At 44.2% G+C, this 17,375-nt stretch carries 12 protein-coding genes; 2 read left to right on the top strand and 10 right to left on the bottom strand.

The genetic code is table 11. The annotated features are described in order from the left end of the window. Positions 1 to 10 precede the first annotated feature (10 nt). The 9 genes from CKK33_RS06435 to CKK33_RS06390 all read right to left on the bottom strand — a co-directional run bounded on the left by CKK33_RS06435 (position 11) and on the right by CKK33_RS06390 (position 15,198). The gene (locus CKK33_RS06435; RefSeq protein WP_095703316.1) at positions 11 to 373 is read right to left on the bottom strand and encodes a hypothetical protein; all 363 of its coding nucleotides are present in this window, start codon (positions 371 to 373) and stop codon (positions 11 to 13) included. Further along, positions 370 to 4,029 carry a DUF6443 domain-containing protein gene (locus CKK33_RS06430; RefSeq protein WP_095703315.1) on the bottom strand — a complete coding sequence of 1,220 codons (3,660 nt, stop codon included), beginning with the start codon at positions 4,027 to 4,029 and terminating at the stop codon, positions 370 to 372. Before CKK33_RS06430 ends, CKK33_RS06435 begins: the two co-directional genes overlap by 4 nt. A gap of 23 nt (positions 4,030 to 4,052) precedes the next feature. Beyond that, positions 4,053 to 8,312: a hypothetical protein gene (locus CKK33_RS06425; RefSeq protein WP_143822908.1), complete on the bottom strand. Its 4,260-nt coding sequence runs from the start codon at positions 8,310 to 8,312 to the stop codon at positions 4,053 to 4,055. 120 nt (positions 8,313 to 8,432) lie between these two features. After that, positions 8,433 to 9,125, bottom strand: a complete 693-nt coding sequence (locus CKK33_RS06420) for a hypothetical protein (RefSeq protein ID WP_095703313.1) — start codon at positions 9,123 to 9,125, stop codon at positions 8,433 to 8,435. 603 nt (positions 9,126 to 9,728) lie between these two features. Then, complete coding sequence (locus CKK33_RS06410; RefSeq protein WP_095703311.1) at positions 9,729 to 10,052, bottom strand: DUF4907 domain-containing protein; 324 nt, start codon at positions 10,050 to 10,052, stop codon at positions 9,729 to 9,731. A 3-nt stretch (positions 10,053 to 10,055) separates the two neighbouring features. Continuing rightward, positions 10,056 to 10,871 (bottom strand): kelch repeat-containing protein, encoded by an 816-nt coding sequence (locus CKK33_RS06405; protein ID WP_095703310.1) that lies wholly within the window; start codon positions 10,869 to 10,871, stop codon positions 10,056 to 10,058. A gap of 200 nt (positions 10,872 to 11,071) precedes the next feature. Continuing rightward, positions 11,072 to 11,821, bottom strand: coding sequence for an IS21-like element helper ATPase IstB (istB, locus tag CKK33_RS06400; protein ID WP_095703309.1), 750 nt, complete (start codon positions 11,819 to 11,821; stop codon positions 11,072 to 11,074). 29 nt (positions 11,822 to 11,850) lie between these two features. Then, complete coding sequence (istA, locus tag CKK33_RS06395; protein WP_095705773.1) at positions 11,851 to 13,374, bottom strand: IS21 family transposase; 1,524 nt, start codon at positions 13,372 to 13,374, stop codon at positions 11,851 to 11,853. Between the two features lie 597 nt (positions 13,375 to 13,971). After that, positions 13,972 to 15,198: a site-specific integrase gene (locus CKK33_RS06390; protein ID WP_095703308.1), complete on the bottom strand. Its 1,227-nt coding sequence runs from the start codon at positions 15,196 to 15,198 to the stop codon at positions 13,972 to 13,974. A 558-nt stretch (positions 15,199 to 15,756) separates the two neighbouring features. Between CKK33_RS06390 and CKK33_RS06385 the strand changes: the two genes are divergently transcribed. Next, entirely contained in the window at positions 15,757 to 16,263 is a 507-nt protein-coding gene (locus tag CKK33_RS06385; protein WP_095703307.1) for a hypothetical protein, read from the top strand. Positions 16,264 to 16,326: 63 nt separating this feature from the next. Beyond that, positions 16,327 to 16,713: a hypothetical protein gene (locus CKK33_RS06380; RefSeq protein ID WP_095703306.1), complete on the top strand. Its 387-nt coding sequence runs from the start codon at positions 16,327 to 16,329 to the stop codon at positions 16,711 to 16,713. Between the two features lie 6 nt (positions 16,714 to 16,719). Here the strand turns inward: CKK33_RS06380 and CKK33_RS06375 are convergent, their stop codons facing one another. After that, positions 16,720 to 17,283: a DUF4256 domain-containing protein gene (locus tag CKK33_RS06375; protein WP_095703305.1), complete on the bottom strand. Its 564-nt coding sequence runs from the start codon at positions 17,281 to 17,283 to the stop codon at positions 16,720 to 16,722. Positions 17,284 to 17,375: the final 92 nt, after the last annotated feature.

Here is a 17,375-nt window from a genome sequence, read left to right as displayed (position 1 = left end):
ACACAATCCTCTATTTATATCTTTTACCATCGCTTATTAAAGTATCACAAAAACTTATCATTTTTTTTGAATTATTAGTGTCAAATCCGGCTTCATAGGCCTTTTCAAAAGATGCTTTTGCTTCGGATAACCTCATATCGTATAAAAATATAGTTCCTTTTTGAAATAGTAAATATCCCGATGGCTCTTTTTTCAGACTATCATTTATGAGTTTCATAGCAACTTCACTTTTCCCTTCCTTCAGCAAATGGTCAATTTTATTTGATAAATCCTGATTTTTGTAGGCAATTAATGACTTACTTCGATCCTGGGTGCACGAAATAATACTGGTAGCTGTAAGGATGTATAGAATATATACTTTTATTTTTTTCATTGTCTAATAGATTGCAGATAACGTACTAAATAAGTATGATACAAATCACTATAGTGCTTTGCCTGTCGATGATAATTTTCATACATGAAAGAACCATACTCATAATTATCGGATAATGTTGAAGCTCTGTTACTTTCATAGTAATATGCTCTCGTCATTTCAAGCAATCCAGAGGATGTATTATTATAATAGCCATAAACTATATTTGCAATTGCCCAAGGTGTGCCTCCTACGTAAGAAGTAATTCCCTTTTCAACTATGTAGTCTTTTATAATATTTAATCGATCTTCTTTACTGTTCGCAGCAGCGAGATTAACTAGCAGTTGAGAGATTTCAATTGTAGTTCCAAATTTAAACCTTTTTGGATTAATTTCATTCAAAACTCCATATGCTGTTCCAGTGCCGTTTAGTAAATTCACGACTCTATCTTTTAGTTTAGAGTCCCCTGATTGAAGTCTTATGTTCAAGTTTAGATTGACTGAAGTTCTCACATTATCTCTTTTGGTCGTTTCACGACCTTGAGCAGGACAGCAATCATTCTCATTGGCTTCTTCTGTATCTTGATTATCACTTTTTGAGAAACTAAAATCAGTTGCTATCAAATCATCCTCACTTATTGTATGCCATACACCATTCATATCTTGAATCTGCTGATTCCATTTCTCGTGATTCTCCTTGTCATAGTTTTGACTATCTGAGTATACATCCATTCCATCCGGATCTATAAATCTTATGGGGTTATTCATTACGTAGTTATAAGGTGCCCACCTGCGATACGTCTCCGCCATCGGATCAATAGCTGTCCACCTTGCGATTACCGGGTCATAGTGCCTTGCGCCATAATCATAGTCACCAGTTTCCTCCTGTAACTCTTTCCCATTATAAAGATACTTATTTGGCGATGAAGGTATAGGGCTGATCGATTTTCTTAAACCGAAGGCATAATAATTATCCGACTGCACCCTGTCCGCTTTACCTGTCGTGCTGTTTTTCTGTAAGGTCAAACGTACGTTTCCCAGCTGATCTTTCAGATCATATTGGTATCGGTAAGTGCCGTCGTTGTTTTTGACCGCACGGCCTTCTTCGGTTTGAATATAATCGATCCGGTAAACATTACTGATCGAGTTGTAAACTATCCCCCCAATATAATCCGTGGTACCCGTTACATTGCTCACTTTCCTGATCTTTTGTCCGCCGGCGTTGTATACATAGTTCAGGTTAACGCCCGTTTTGGTGACGCTTGTTGGTAAGTTAAGCAAGTTATATTGTAAGGTGGTGCCATTCCGCGCGTCGGTTGTCATGTTACCGTTTACATCATACTGGTAATCTCCGGCGGTTAAGCCGCTAACCGATTTCAGCCTGCTGCTTTCCACCGTACCATTCATCACATAACTGTAGCCGTATGCATTGCCATCTCGTGTCAATGTCCTGATATTGCCGAGTTCGTCATAAGTGATATTGTTTTCCGACATATTATTGGCCGCTACGGCAGCCCCTGTAGAAATGCCGCTAGTCAGCCTGTTGAGCGCGTCATACTGGTAACTGAAGGTCTGCGTAGCTTCGGTGCTTGTTCCCGTGTTGACAAATACCTGATTAGCAATATTTCCGTTAAACTGCGCATTGTTGCCATCGTTGTATTTCAACTCCATGCTGAACAGCTTGCTGTTATCAGAGGGCGGAGCACTTGCCGGGTCATTGATCTTCTTCAGCCAGCCCCGCTCGTTGTAAGCATATGCGGTGGTTTGCAAAAATGTACTTCCATCGTTTTCCGAATGCACGTACTTTTTGTACAACTGTCCGATATCGTTGTACTCGTTTCGAGCGATCAATACTTCGGGCGAGGTTGCGGTGCCTGTTCGTTGTTTGATATCCAATTTACGTCCAAGATGATCATAGGTATAGGTATTGGTCACTACCACCCCTGTTTGCTTTACGTTACCTGCTCCGTTAATGTAATGCGTCCGAACCGTCTTTTGAATATCACCCGAGAAAGCATGACTGAAACGCATTTCGTCGTAATTGTTCACGCTGGCGGTTCCGTTATAATAATGCTGGCTATAGGTATTGGTCACCCGACCCATATCATCATAGTAGATCACCGTTTGCAACATGGCAGACGTACCTATGACATTTACTAAAGCGCCTGTTTGCTTTCCCTTAGTCACCGCGCTTGCAGTTGCTAAGGGATAAGGATTACTCCCTCTAAAGGTATAGCTATCGTAAAAATTGACGGTTAGAATGGTTAAAGGATTGGTCGGATAACAAACATTCGTATAACCTGTAACAGCCGATCCGTCCGGTGTATCGTATTGTGAAGAAGCATAGATATTACTTTGCAAGGTACTTAGCGCGATGTTGCTTCCGGCGTTCCATATGCCGGTGACGGTTATTCGCCCTAAAGCATCGTATTTGGTTACAGTCCACTGGTTGTTTGCTCTAAGATAGGCGTCCTGGTAAAGCACAATTTGGTTTAATTTGTTATAAACCATATATTCCCACCCCTTTCCCGGCAATTTTTTCTGCGTCATCCTGCCCCTTTCGTCATAACGGTACTGGTAACACCATTCATCCAGTTGCGTTTGGCTGAGGCTGGCTGCATTATCCGCATCGGCCTTCGGTGGCAGTACATAGGCCAGCAATCCCCTGTCATCATATACGTAGTAGGTTGATAGTGCTTTCGTGGTGCCTGCGTTATCCACAAAAGTTCTTTTAAGAACCACACGTCCTTCCTTGTCCTTGAATTCTTCTACTGAATTTAATCGACCAGAAGTCCAGTTTTCATCCTTGATGATACTTACCGTTAATTGTCCGGCATCATACACACCTCCCGTACCTGCGGCCCTGCTCAAATTGATCGCCTGCGTGGAGGTCACCGTCGCTTTCCAAAGGGCGGCATAGCGCGTTGTGGCAATAGTGGTTATTGGATCGGTATTATTGACGTCCCATTCCGATATCACCGTGCGGCCACTGGTCGCTGTCCGGCTACCCGGCTGCCAGGCATCCCCCGGAGCGCCCTGTTGTGTAAGCCGGTTAAGGGGAGATGCTTCATATACGCTCGCCGCATACGGCGTGGCCATATCCTTGTAATTCTGCCCGGATACCGGAAGATAGAACTGCTTCTGGCCGCTGGTGTTGTAGTTCCCTTGCGGGTTCAGTGCTTCCATGTGAAATGCACCCGCAGCGGATGATGCGGTTACATAAGGCAGGTATTGTAAGGGTTGCCGCCCATACTGGTCATACAGCATGGGTTGTACCACATCCTGATCACCATTCTTGCTTCCGCGTATCTGTACCGTTTGCAGCGGTCTTCCCAAACCGTCAAAGTATTGCACGGTACGCAGCATCGCGCAGTTGGTTAGCGTGGTCGCGTCCGGGTTGGTAATATTGCTATCCCTGGCCGTATATTCCATCACAAAGTTGCGGTTCGCACTCGGTTGTACCGTCAACGGGTTACAATTCAGCCCCGGAACGATCAGGGCGCTGAAAGTCTGTCCGGCAGCCGTAGAAAAGCCAGGCAACAGCATAATGCTGACCGGTGCCGTGTAATTACCGGATGTATTAGCAGCGCTGAGCTGCACCTGGCTGTTAGCTTTCTGCACCAGGAGCAGACTAAAAAGAACGCATAAACGATAAGTAAGGTCAAATATCTTCTTCATTGTTTTGATGGCTTAGCTGGATATTAATTACCTCCCTGGTAACCTGTTCCTGTCCGTAATAAAAATTGCTTTTCAACGCAGGTGGTATCCCCGCCCGGAGGCTGTACCTGTTGGGTGGTCGCCGTACTGCTTTTCGCGGTCTCCTGATCCGTGGATGTGCTGGATCTTGCCGCGACAACCGCAACCGCCGCATTACCGCAACCACTTTCAAACGACCCGAGATAGATATAGCTGCTGCCTTTCGCAACTACGGCTGAGGTCAGCGCTACAGATGTGGTTACACTGGTGTTTACTTTGGTGATTGTGGTGATCTTGTAATTTACGGTCACGTCGGTAGTTGCCGTAAATGGTGTACTGTACGTATTGTCCGTATACAGGGAGATGCGGTATTCCGCATAGTTCTGATTACCCCCGCCACTGGTAAATGATATTTGCTCGATCAAAGCATACGGCAGAGGCGGCGCATCATTTGCCGTGCCATTGCTATAGTTATAATAATATTTCTTCAGTAAGTTTTTGTTATTGTCCCGAATGGTATTCAACCGCTGAAACTCGTCGTAATCATAGTAACTAGCCAGCCCATTGACATCCATCGTACTGGTCATACCAATTTCCGGATCGTACGTATAACTGGTTAGCATAGCGCCAGCCGGCGCAAAACGAACATCATCCACCTGTGCGTTCAGGTTGATCGTGTAACTTCCTGTGCTTACCGTCGCACTCTGTGTCATCCATGTCCAGGCACCACTGATTTTTTGGTAATAGCTTAACACATAGGCACCGTTGGATAGGCCGGATAATGCCTTGGTATAGGTACCCGTGTAACTGTAGTGACCGGTCTTACAATCATTCAATGTGCCGTTACCTGCGCCTTCTTCAAATCCTTCAAAAAAGATGTCGCTCGCAGCCGCATTTTTTGCAGCCAATACAGGATATTGATTGCTGTATCCCCACCGGTAAGCGGACGGCACGTTATCCGTCAATTTGACCTGCGAAATGTTACCTGCGTTATATTCGAATGCTGCTTTTTCATTATACGCGGCATCTTTCACAAGCGAGGTATTATCCGTTCCGGTTTGCGTGTAAGTAAAGCTGGATGGCGGCACGAGGTAATCCGTCTTACTAACTTTTGACAGATAGATCTTGTTTTGTGAGGCCAGTTTGTAGTCATAGGTATTGTAAACAGCTGACATCACGTTGCCGTTTTTCAAGTTCACCGTTTCCACCAGGGCAAAGTTGTTTTGTATCCGCATGTCGATCAACGGTTTTAGCACCGTAGAAGCGTTCGTTAAGGCGTTCTGCAGGTTCACTCTATACGTCGCGTTCGGCCCTGTAAAATTCGCGATGCGGTAATCGATGAAGGTCATGCGTTTATGACTCAGCGCCAGATCATAGTCTAACCAAAGATTTCGCCTGCAACGGTGATCAGTGCCGCATTGAAGCCAATTTGCTTTATAGTTCGTGGTCAGCGCATCCTGATCAGTGGCCAGGGCCGGTATTTTGGTGTCCAGGCCGTCAACCGCTGTGATGGTGTAATCAGGTACGTAGCGGTAACGCGTCTCCAGTGTTTCGCCTATCGAATTCACAGTAACTTTTCTGGTAAGTTGATGATGATAGGCATTATCATAGAACGACTGTTCCATCACATCATTTACGCCGCTGCTGTTATAAGACCTGCGATGCACTACCTCCGTCACTTTTCTGCCGGTCTTTTGATCGTACCAGGTAAACATACCTGTCCCGTTATTGATACCGGTAACTGTCGTGTTAACCATCGCGGGGGCCGTCAACAGGTTTTCCTGGTATTGATTAGTGTAAGACATATCCTGGAGGAGTACACCGGCCTCGCTGTATTTGGCTTCGTATTCCAACTGCCCGCGCTTAAAGAAATTAGGCTCCGGCGCGGATGGAAAGTTCGGAATGTCCATAGTACAGGTATTGGGGGACGTGATAATCGTCCTGTTGACGATGTCTTTCCGGTCGATCAGGTAGTCACCATCCATATTGAACATTGACACGGTATAGCCATTACCCTGCTGACGTGTGGTAACTTTCCGGTAGCCAATATGCGATCCCTGGGTACTGCCCATTGGCCGTATGCTGGCAGGGGTCGTCAGGTACGATAACCCCGATCCTGGCACCACCGGGCAGCCATTGGGATAGATAGGATCATTGTTGACATTGTTTGTCAAAGGCCTGAATGATTCCGCGTAGATCTGATTCCGGACAGGTTGCGCGATGGTCGGCTTTCCGAACACCACTCCTGTAGATAATTGCTGGCCACTACTGCTGTCGGTATAGTCATAAAAGGTCACCATATCCGGATTACCGTTCGCGCTGCTCTGCGTAATGGTCTTGATGCGGAGGCCGCCTACCATCGCATTGGTATTAACGATGGTTCCTGCCATCTTATACACAATCGCATCGGCTCCGTTTCCGCCATAGGATTTATACTTAGTCACTCGTATATGATATAAACCCGGGGCATAATTGCGAATGATCTCTTTAGTCTCGTCATTGAGCGCGCTTAAATGATCGAGAGGAGCCCAGTTGCTGTCAAATACATCTAGTTCCGCGATACCGCCCTCATGCTTGTTCACCAATTGAATGACGTAATTGTAAGTTCCGAAAGTAGTGTCTAACGTAGCGGTTTTAGTGCAATCACAACCATCGTAACCTGCCGATTTACTAGCATAGAATGTCCTTTCCCCGTTACTAGCGGTAATCTGCGAATTGTAGGTATCGTTGGGTTCAAAATCATACAGATTATACCCACCGGTAGGAAAGGTGATTTTCTTTAACGTACCCCCGCGCATGGCAGGCCAATGCGGATCTCGGTCAGCGCCGGCCACTGTTGTAGGGCTGGAAGTATTATAAGTGTTGTAAAAAGTGCCTATGAATTTATCACCATTCGTGGTCACGCCGTTGCTGAATCCCCAATGATCCTGGCCCAGGGACAGCCGACGCGGTACGGGCTCATCAAAATAGTCAAATTTGTATGGCGGGTTTAGCGTTCCTGAAGCGCCCTGTTCCAGTATACTCAATAATTTCAAGCGCTTTTTGTCCGAAGTCGGGCCCCCAAGGTTGGTAGCGGTAACACCATTGGGATCGTCAAAATAGCTGTAATCAAACTTATAACTTTTTAACAACACAGCTCCCGGTTTCATGATATCAATACGGCCGAGCGGATAAGCAGCATTAGCGCCCGTATTAGCGCTTTCTAATTCCATGGTTTGCGTGACAATTCCTGTTAAGTCTTGTCTCGGCTGGGCTGCCTGAACAAAATTAACCTGCGCATTTGACGAAGTGATGCTCGACAATTCAACACCATGGATGATGTTGCGAATAAGTTTAAATCCTGCCTGATTACCTGAAGAGACCGTATAGTTGGTCGAAATCATATGATAGCTGTAAGCTACCGGCCGGTAATTCAGTGTTATTGTATTGTTACCATCGAAAGATACGATCTTATTCAGGTACCAGCTGGACAATACTTTGTCCCAGCCAACGCCGTTCTGGGCGGTCATCACTTTGGAATATTCAACCGGGTCAGTGTCCGTAGTAGATGGCGTTGCTCCAAAATAATATCTCGTACCATCCGGTGTCGTCAGCGTAAAACCCTGGATACTTTCAGAAGACCCGTAGGTGTAGTTAACCTCTATTTTGATGTCCTGTTCCGGTAAGAGCATCGGCGTCCGGTCATCATTGAAATAGAACTTGCCACTGTAACCACCTACATTGAAAAAGAACATATCGGGTTCCGAATCATACTCCCCACTGGAAAAACGTTCATATTGACTAACGAAGAAGCTATCCGGCCTTGTGTCCGGCCCGTCCGGCTGGTTTTTTAAAAACGCATAGCTGCGATAACCGTAATTGCTGTAATACCCCGTTTTCTGAAAATTATTTACCGTTCCTTTTTCATCCGGTGTTCCCCTTACTGAACGGGTGATCACACCACCCGCGTTAAGCGACCAGCCGGCACCTACCCAACTGGCAGGTTCACCCACCTTCAAACCGGACGCATGATAACTCATCGAGATGGGGACGGATAAACTACCGTCCTTTACGGTATATAGGGGTATACTGATCTGCGGGATCCCGGTATGTAAGCTTACAGGGATATCCACGAACTTAGTAATAGCTCCTGCAGTAGGGGAAGCGATAGAAACCTTGTTATACTCCAGGCCTTCTGATGCGCTTTGCGCATGGCTTGCCTTGGGAAATAGTGAGGCAAAGACCATGCACAACAGCGCATGGCACAGCAAGTAATTGTATTTCATTTAAGGATTAGTATTATGATAAGGAACTGGGTAGTGCTTTTTATTCCGCTATTGTGAAATTGAATGAAAGGCAGTTTCGGACGTGCGATAAATCACTTAGCGACATTGGCTATTTCTGATTTATTTATGCCTAGACTTTTTAAGCGATTTGTTGATTAAAGCATTTGCCTGTTGCAGCCTCTTGACCTTCTTTTCTGTGTTAATCAGGTGAAGCGTCAGCTCTTCTACTTTTTTTAACAGCAAAAGGTTCATCTTACCGACATCCATTCCTTTGCTTTCCAGTTCTGCAGCTGATGGAATTTCGGGCAAATGATGATTTTTATTGATGTAAGCGGCCAGTTTCGAAAGATCCGTAAGCTTGTAGTCCCTTTGAAAAACGTAGTCAGGAACGGGTATATTGGTATCCACTTTTACACTGCTGGCATGGATGATTCCATTCACCGTCAGTTTTTGATCGGGGTTTGTCGTACCAATACCTACATTGTTGTTGGTGATGCTCATCACCATGGTCGCACCCGTGGAACTATCATAGGGATTAGGATATCCCTGATTGTAAAAGCGGATACCGCCGTAATAAGAATTCGCGGAAAAAGTGATCCCCGTGTGGTAATTGATCATCATTGTCCCATTCGCGTTGCCGGGATTGGGTCTGACATCAATCGTAGTGCTGCTGTTTTCACCCCAGCCGAATAAGCTATTGGCACCAACGCCTCTGGGCACGCTGGAACTATAAGCGGTAGTAGAGAAGAAGCCCTGTGCATGAACTTTGGAGCTAAAAATAACAATGAGCACAAAAAGGTATATATGTTTCATTTTAATAAGGTTTCCAGATTGATTAACTGAATAAAAGTTGAATTATAATTTATTGTTGCAGGAAAAGTGCCACAGCCTTAAGGCCCTCGGAAAACAAATAGGCTATTTGGCCGATAAAATACGGCAAACAGAAAATTTACGTCCAATGTGGTTTGATTGCCTGAGAGTTGCCAGAAGTGGCGCAGAAGACTTTAAAAAATGGGCAAACAAGGGATTTTTAAATTGCAAAAGCAGAAAGGAACAGCAAGTAGTCATTGAATTGTGATGGTTGTTATTTTAGTAAAGGTTAGGCTAATATAGATAAATTTTTAAAAGCAAGTATTTTTTCTTTTTTAACACACTTCTTGAGAACAGGTATGCAATAGATTCAATCGTTCTATTGCCTGTAATTTTTGGCCGGGACATCTACAACACAACTAGCGAATATATTAATCTTCGTGAAATGTAAAAATTCGCTATTCATCAGCTTTTTTAAACGTCCAAACTTAGGTAAACAAAACCCCGTTACACTCGCTGTTCCGGGGCTTAACCTAAACCTTATCACAATGTAAATGCGAGGCACTTACAGTATCATATTAGGAATAGAAGCTATAAAATTCGTTGTCATTGATGTACGACCTTCAGACTGTCCAGTTCACCTTTAGTAATTGACGGAGCATGTCTGCTGCTGATTTTGGTGACAACAAGTTTTGCAACAGCTTCGGCATCTTTTTCAGTCATAAAGCCGGAATTTCCTGATGCTGCTGGTATCACTGGCTGGTGGATTAGCAACGCCGTATCTTTGTAGATGTCATAGCCATATTTACGGTCATCTACGTCTATAATCTTTACCGTGAATTTTCCAAGTTGAAGACGTTTACTTGAATTGCTGTTACATGCTACAGCAAGCAACGGCAGTATTAATAATATCTTGTAATACTTTTTCATCCATCAAGGCTTGTAAGTCCATACATCGACACCTGGCGCTGTGCCATTGTAGCCGCCCCCCAGTCCAAAATAGCCTGTACTGCCAACCGCAAAACCAATTCCTCCGACAGATACCGCTCCCATATCAGGCAGGGCAGTCCAGGTATCAGATGAAGGCGTGTATTCATAAACACGTTTGTCAGGCGTCGTATTTTGCATGCCCAGGCCTGCATAACCTTTTCCGTTGATCGAGAAAGCAGCACCACCTATTGAGGTGTAAGATGGAATTCCCGCCTTAGCTATCCAGATATTTGTTGATGGGTCATACATTTGAAGGTTGCTTGTACCCGTTCCATTTCCCACATAGCCTTTATTATTGATGACAAACGCAAAAGCCTGTGACCGTGCTCCAGAAATAGAGGCAGTCTGCGTCCAGCTATTGGTTGATGGATCGTAACGGTAAAAATCATTCAAAGGCTTTTTACCGGAATTAAGGCCTGTGCCGACATAGCCTTTACCGTCAGCGGTAAATCCAACTGCATAGCCCCGGCCCTCTCCCGGAAGATCGGCTTTCTGCGTCCAGGCATTCGTTGATGCATCATAAGCCCACAGGTCGTTTTTAACGTTGCCGCTTTGATCCAATCCTGTACCGACATAACCGGTGTTCCCTATCGTGAACGAGACGCCCGCATAACGAACACCTCCCCTAAAGTCCGATTTTTTCAACCAGATACCGTTTACGGTATCAAACTCCCACAAGTCTCCAAAATAATCCGTTCCTAATGCTGCCTGGTTCTGGCCGCCGCTGACATATACTTTGCTCCCTATAACGAATGCCATTGCATTTGATCGACCAGTCGATACGAAATCGGTAATTCTTAACCAGGGGCCGGACTTTTGAACAGGTAGGATTTTAAGTGTATGTTATGGAGAAGTTGACCACCCTGTTCCGGGCCAAACTGACCAGGCAATTTGCTGACGTGAGATGTGCAGCGGGTGCTTAAGAAGCGTTGTCAAAAATAGGTATTTAAAAGTTATTTTTAGTCAAGGTTGTTTGCCGTTATGGGTGTACGCTTTCTTCTCATCGATTCTCCTTTCAGTTCTATCCGGTGTGCATCGTGAACGATCCGGTCCAGGATAGCATCAGCAATTGTCTTTTCACCGATCACTTCAAACCACTTGCTTACCGGCAGCTGAGAGGTAATGATCAGCGAGGTCTTACCGTGCCGGTCCTCGATAATCTCCAGCAGGGCGGCCCTGCTCTGGGCATCAAAAGGCTGTATCCCAAAGTCGTCCAGTATAAGCAGTTGTGTCCTTTCCAGTTTAGCGATCTCCTTGATATACGAGCCATCAGCCTTAGCCATCTTCAGCTTGGCAAACAGCTTGGGCGTGCTGGCATAGAATACCCGGTAGCCCTGGATACAGGCCTGATGTCCAATAGCTGAAGCCACATAGCTTTTGCCGATACCGGTGCTGCCAGTGACCAGGATGTTTTCAAAGCGGTCAATGAATGTACATTCGGCCAGGCGCATGATCTGGTTGCGGTCGATACTTCGGTCAGCATGGTAATGGACGTCCTCTATAGCGGCTTTATAGCGGAACTTGGCATATAGGATCGTGCGCTCAATGCGCCTGTTCTGGCGGTCATCCCATTCGGCATCTACCAGGTGACCTAGTAGTTCATCTGCCGTATAATCATTCGTTTTACCGGTTTCCACGCTGCTTTTAAAAGCATGGAACATGCCGAAGAACTTCATCTTCCGCAGTTTGTCTAAGGTGTCTTGATTCATGAGTTGTTATAGTTGTTTGTTATTAATGCTTATTTGTAATCTCCTCTGATGTTATTGTGGCTGGGCATAGGCAGCTCGTCTGCAAACAGGCTTTCTTCATAGCTGTCCATGTTGTTCTCCAGGATAGTTTGTATGGTCTTATAGTTGTAAATGCCATAGCTTAAAGCACGCTGGCAGGCGACGATCAGGCGCTCGTTACCTGCTTTCTTGGCAAAGCCCAATACCCCTAGGCAGGACTTGTAGGCCTGTTCCGGGTGCTGCTTGCGGTCCAGGATCTTCAGGATATAGAGCCGTACATCCTCATGGATAGAGGCCGCCCAGTCCAGAAACATATCAGGTGACCAGTCCGCCTTAAAGCGGTGTGTGGTGGCCAGGTGCTCTTTATCGGTTGTATAGCCGTAAGGGTTCTTATTGCGTTTGTGCAGCGCGATCCGCTCATAGTTAGAAAAGATCTCTACGGTTGTGCGGGAGTATAAAAGCTTTACCCGTTTACCGATATAGCGGTAAGGAACGCTGTAATAGTGCTTATCAGGGCCCAGGTTAACGTGACCGTTCTTGATCACCTTGGCATAGAAGTGCTGTTTGAACTGGTAGCGCATGACCGGAAGCGGGGTAAGCGTATGCCGCTCTACTTCCTCGAACTGAAGCCTGCGGCTGTAGTTACGTCCTTTGAGGAACTGGGTGTTATGCACCTCCAGGGCTTCCCATATCGCTGCATTGAGGTCTGCAAGAGAATGATAGGTTTGTTTGTTCAAAGGTGCATAGACCTTGCTGTAAAGGATCTTAACAGCACCTTCTACCAGCGCCTTATCACGCGGGCGGTACGCCCGCGCAGGTAAGATGGTGGTACCGTAATGTTCGGCAAAGTCCTCAAAGGTCTCATTCAGGGTAGGCTCATAACGGCTGCTTTTGGTTACGGCGGCTTTGAGGTTATCCGGCACAATGGCGGCGGGTACGCCGCCGATAAAGTGCAGGGTATTTTCACAGGCGGCAATAAAGTCTTCTTTTTGCTGGCTCATAACAGCCTCTGCATAAGTAAGCTGACTGGCACCTAGTATGGCCACAAAGACTTCTACTGATATGATCTCACCAGTATCCTTATCAGTAAGGTTCATCTTTTCACCAGCAAAATCCACATACAGCTTATCTCCGGCTTTGTGATCCATATGCATGGTCGGATTGACCCTGGCCTTCCATTGGTTGTAATAAAAGCAGAACTGGCTGTACCTGTAGCCATCAGGAAACTCTTTGATATAGGCTTCCCAAAGCATATAGCGGGTCATGCCGGTACGCTTCAGTTCTTTATCTACGTGGGGGAAGCACCGTAGCATGGACTGCATACGGCTGCTGGGAGCTTGCTCTCTGGTCTTGCCAAAAAAGTCTTCCAGCTCTTTATCGTTCAGGGAATTGACTTCTTCAAACGTGCAGCCGCTGGCCTTAAAGGCGGATACGTACTTCTTTACGGTGTTTCGGGATGCGTCAACCTGGGCAGCTATGCTCATTAGAGGCCGCTGCTGGCTGTACAACTTTAAGATCTTTCTTATCTTACTCATGCTGATTGTTAAGTTGGCCATGCTTAGGAGGTGTATATGTCTGCCTCCTTAAGATGGTTCGCTCTTCAGCACCAGCTACACTATTATAGTGGTCACTTTCGCCCGGAATACCCTGGTCAGTTTGCCGCGGAATGGGTGGTCAGCTTGCCCCGGAATGGAATGGTCACTTTCATCAGAATCTCCACTAAGCTCCATTCATATTCTTAGATTGATTAGCTGATTATGTCAGGTAAAAAGTTGTTATGTTTGATGAGAATTGAATGACTGGAAAATAGCTGAGGCAGTTACAATCAAAGAGAAGAACATGAAGATTTGAAAAGGGTCAGATGCAATGGTTCCGTCGAAATTAGTAGGCAAGTTTACTTTTAAATAACCTTGTCGAAAAAAAACTCTTTGATTGTCACCAAGACTTAGAGTTAAAGTGATCTACTGAGCTTCAATGTAGTAAATACAACGCTTCCAAGCGGCTATAGCCAGGACGTTCCTCTCCCTTCTTTTTTATTCACGTACTATTTTTTATAATTTCAGAGGCAATCAATTAGTTGATTATCATAAAACATGTGTGAGAAGATTAGGAGCCTCATATCCACTTAAATCCTATACCGTCACAGGTTTAAAATTCACTACTGTATCTAGTGCATTATCCAAATCATCTGTGACGAAAGCACGCATGTAATTGGCGGTTGTTGTCAAACTAGAATGCCGGAAAGCTTCCTGTAAAACACGCAGAGAGACATTTTTACCAGCAAGATTGCCGAAGGTGTGCCGGGAAATATGCATTGTGAATTTTTTTGTTAATTTAACGTCTTCATGTTTGGCGATATAGCGCAGGTACTTGTCAATTAATTTAGTTTTGTAGGCAATCGTCCGGTCAATGGCAAAATCATCATCAAGAGTTTTTAGCTTCTTCAGCTCCGGGAAAATCAGGTCGTTTTTCTGTTCATCGTTCACGTATTGGTTTATGATATCGAACACCTTTGCTGGAGGTTGCAGGTTACAAATTTTCTGGTTTTTACCCATACGGTAGTAATACCGTCCATTCTGAAAGTCAGACCATTTCATTTGTAGTACGTCTGAAACACGCATTCCGGCAAAATAAAACGAGATTAACCAAAGGTTACGAGCATGGTTCCATGCAGGCAGTTCACTTAAATCCAGTGCCTCTATCTTTTGAACATCATCAGCGTTCAGTCCAATCTTTTCACTTTCGGGAAGTGATATGGAAATTTTGCCCTTGCCGAAAGGGTAATGCTTTTGGTCGACGACCTCGGCAGCTATTGCATAGTTGTAAATGGCGCGAATAAGAATAAGGTAATTAGTAATTGTGCGTTCACTTACATTACGCTCAGTTCGTAGCCATGCAGTAAATCGTTTAAGTAATGGCACATTAATTTCAGCGAAAGTAATGTCCCTGTTTTTCAGGAACTCTTGGAAATATTTAATCCGCGATTGATCTGTTTTGACACGGTTATATTTACCCTTATGATTGGCAATAAATGCTTTAGCTTGCGCATTAAAAGAAGAACCAACTTTTGGCTTGATCCTCGCCGTTACAACCTGTGACGTAAGATCATCTTTGTGCGTTTCGAGTTGCAGTAATGTGTCGTAAGCTTCTTTCTTCTTTGTAGCAATAAGACTATTAAGTCTAGCTGAATTTTTGTGAGAAGACTTTACTTTTTGGTTTTTAACATCCCACTCGTTTTCGTTTAAGTGGTGACCTAAATGGATAAATGAGGTCTTTCGGTCTTTAGTAACGCGAATTGCAAGTGGATACGTACCGTCTTTATTTTTCTTTTTCCTAAGCACTACTTTTATGGATGCCATAAAATCAAATTTAAATATTGCTGATTATCAACATTTAAATATAAGAAAATGGTACAACATAGGTACAACAATTTGCGATTTTATATCATTTCATATACTATCATATAATATCAAAAGTGCATTTAATCGACAAAATAGTGCATTTAAGATTATATTACTACAATAGGAATGAATTCATAACCCTAAGGTCGGCAGTTCGATCCTGCTCCCCGCTACTTGAAGATGAGGCTCTTATAACGAAGGTTGTAAGAGCTTTTTTTGTTGTTAATACATTGTTAAATATATCCTTTGCTATTCAAACCACCAATAGATTTTTAGACCGTTAAACATAAGTACATATTTAGATCCACCCCCAAAAAATACCTTTAAAGATTTAGCGAAGCAAGGAATAAATTACAGGAGCGCAAATCTCCATACTCCATCATTTCAAGAATCTGATAACATAAGTACCTGAACCATGAATTGGAATAAGCTTAGGTTTTTTGCAATGACTTATTGGTTATTAATAATTATACTGTGATTGAATACGTTATATTTAGTCAATTCAACTCATCATCCATGAAGATTGTAGACAGACAAGAATGTATAGTACATTATTCTATCGATCCATATTTCTTTGAAAACCATTCGGAATTGAAACGTAGCTATACAACTCATTCAAATTGGCGTAAAGGTGAAGGAAATACCTACATTCTAAATCATGGGATATCGTATTCAGCGGTAGATAAAAATAACCACGATCAATTTATCCGCTTCGAAAATCGCTTGAAACTTCAATGCATAATTGAAGATATTTCGATAGACAGTGCTACTATACTTAAAGTGAAAGAAGAACTACACCTTTCAGCATCTGAATTTTTACGAACGAACAGTTTGTCTTTTTTTGACATACTTAAATTTCCTGATTTAGAATTTACAGCAGATAGGGCGTTAAGAGAAAAAGAAGCATTTATCACCATGACCAAAGATGCTGTAGCCTTAGAGAATAAGTCTAAAGATCAATTAGACCTCGAAAGAATGATCGACAGGAACCACCTTATTATCGACATAGCCAAGAAAGAATAACAATATTATCTGCAGCAGGCTCTCCTGGTATTGATTTTGCAAGACCTTTTAAAATTGCAAACAATGAAAAAGGAAACCGTTAAAACTGCTGCCAGGATAATATTGGGCGCCAACCTGATTGTTGCCGGGATAGGGCACCTTACTTTTGCACGTAAAGCTTTCAGGGCGCAGGTACCGGATTGGGTGCCGGTTGATGTTGATAATACCGTAGTTTATTCCGGCTTTGCAGAAATAGCGTTGGGAAGCGCGCTCATCCTTACGCCAGAAAAGCAGCGGGCTAATGTGGGTAAATTTGCAGCAGCATTTTTCGCAGCGGTATTTCCGGGTAACATATCGCAGTATACCCATAAAAGGAGCGCTTTTGGTTTGGATACGGACGGAAGAAGGCTCACCCGTCTTTTCTTCCAGCCGGCACTCATCTACTGGGCATTAAAAAGCACCGAAAAATAGCAGGTTTTAAACCTTTAAATATCCGCGGAAACCGCGTGCGGCATAATAAGATTGCGCGCCGTTATGGTACACAAACACCGTATCATAACGGCGATCGGCAAAGATAGACCCACCCAATTTCCTGATGTTTGCAGGGGTTAATAACCAACTGGAGGTTTTAAGATCAAACTTGCCTGATTGCTGCAATGCACGGTATTGCGTTTCACTTAAAAGTTCAATTCCCATTTCCTCTGCCATACTTACAGCCGAGTTGGCGGGCTTATTTTCTTTTCGCTCGTTTAAAGCCTCGCGGTCATAACAAAGGCTCCTGCGCCCTGCCGGGCTTTCGGCCGAACAATCGTAAAAAACATATTCGCCTGTAGCCGGGTCAAGTTCAACTACATCAGGTTCGCCACCTGTGCGCTCCATCTCGTTTAATGACCATAATTTTCCGGCACTGCTTTTTAGTTTTTCTTCCACAGCAGCCCATTTTATATCCGGATGCCGGCTGGTATTTTTTTCAAAACGCAATTTTAAAGTGCTCAACAATTCATCCTGCGCGGCAGGAGTTAAACTTTTTGCCTGGCTCATTTCGAAAATTTCTTAGGTAAATAATATATTGCCAATATAACTTAAAGTTTTAAAACCTGCCATACCATCAACTGCTGTTTATTGCCCGGCCA

Source organism: Mucilaginibacter sp. MD40 (assembly GCF_002288635.1).
Lineage (GTDB): Bacteria > Bacteroidota > Bacteroidia > Sphingobacteriales > Sphingobacteriaceae > Mucilaginibacter.
Note: the sequence above shows the minus strand (reverse complement) of the source record. Positions and strands in the feature narration are given on the sequence as shown.

Coding starts and splice junctions, on each gene's coding strand:
- CKK33_RS06420 (WP_095703313.1), bottom strand. CDS start 9,125: ATGAAACATATATACCTTTTTGTGCTCATTGTTATTTTTAGCTCCAAA.
- CKK33_RS06425 (WP_143822908.1), bottom strand. CDS start 8,312: ATGAAATACAATTACTTGCTGTGCCATGCGCTGTTGTGCATGGTCTTT.
- CKK33_RS06375 (WP_095703305.1), bottom strand. CDS start 17,283: ATGAGCCAGGCAAAAAGTTTAACTCCTGCCGCGCAGGATGAATTGTTG.
- CKK33_RS06430 (WP_095703315.1), bottom strand. CDS start 4,029: ATGAAGAAGATATTTGACCTTACTTATCGTTTATGCGTTCTTTTTAGT.
- istA (WP_095705773.1), bottom strand. CDS start 13,374: ATGAGTAAGATAAGAAAGATCTTAAAGTTGTACAGCCAGCAGCGGCCT.
- CKK33_RS06390 (WP_095703308.1), bottom strand. CDS start 15,198: ATGGCATCCATAAAAGTAGTGCTTAGGAAAAAGAAAAATAAAGACGGT.
- istB (WP_095703309.1), bottom strand. CDS start 11,821: ATGAATCAAGACACCTTAGACAAACTGCGGAAGATGAAGTTCTTCGGC.
- CKK33_RS06410 (WP_095703311.1), bottom strand. CDS start 10,052: ATGAAAAAGTATTACAAGATATTATTAATACTGCCGTTGCTTGCTGTA.
- CKK33_RS06385 (WP_095703307.1), top strand. CDS start 15,757: ATGAAGATTGTAGACAGACAAGAATGTATAGTACATTATTCTATCGAT.
- CKK33_RS06435 (WP_095703316.1), bottom strand. CDS start 373: ATGAAAAAAATAAAAGTATATATTCTATACATCCTTACAGCTACCAGT.
- CKK33_RS06405 (WP_095703310.1), bottom strand. CDS start 10,871: ATGGCATTCGTTATAGGGAGCAAAGTATATGTCAGCGGCGGCCAGAAC.
- CKK33_RS06380 (WP_095703306.1), top strand. CDS start 16,327: ATGAAAAAGGAAACCGTTAAAACTGCTGCCAGGATAATATTGGGCGCC.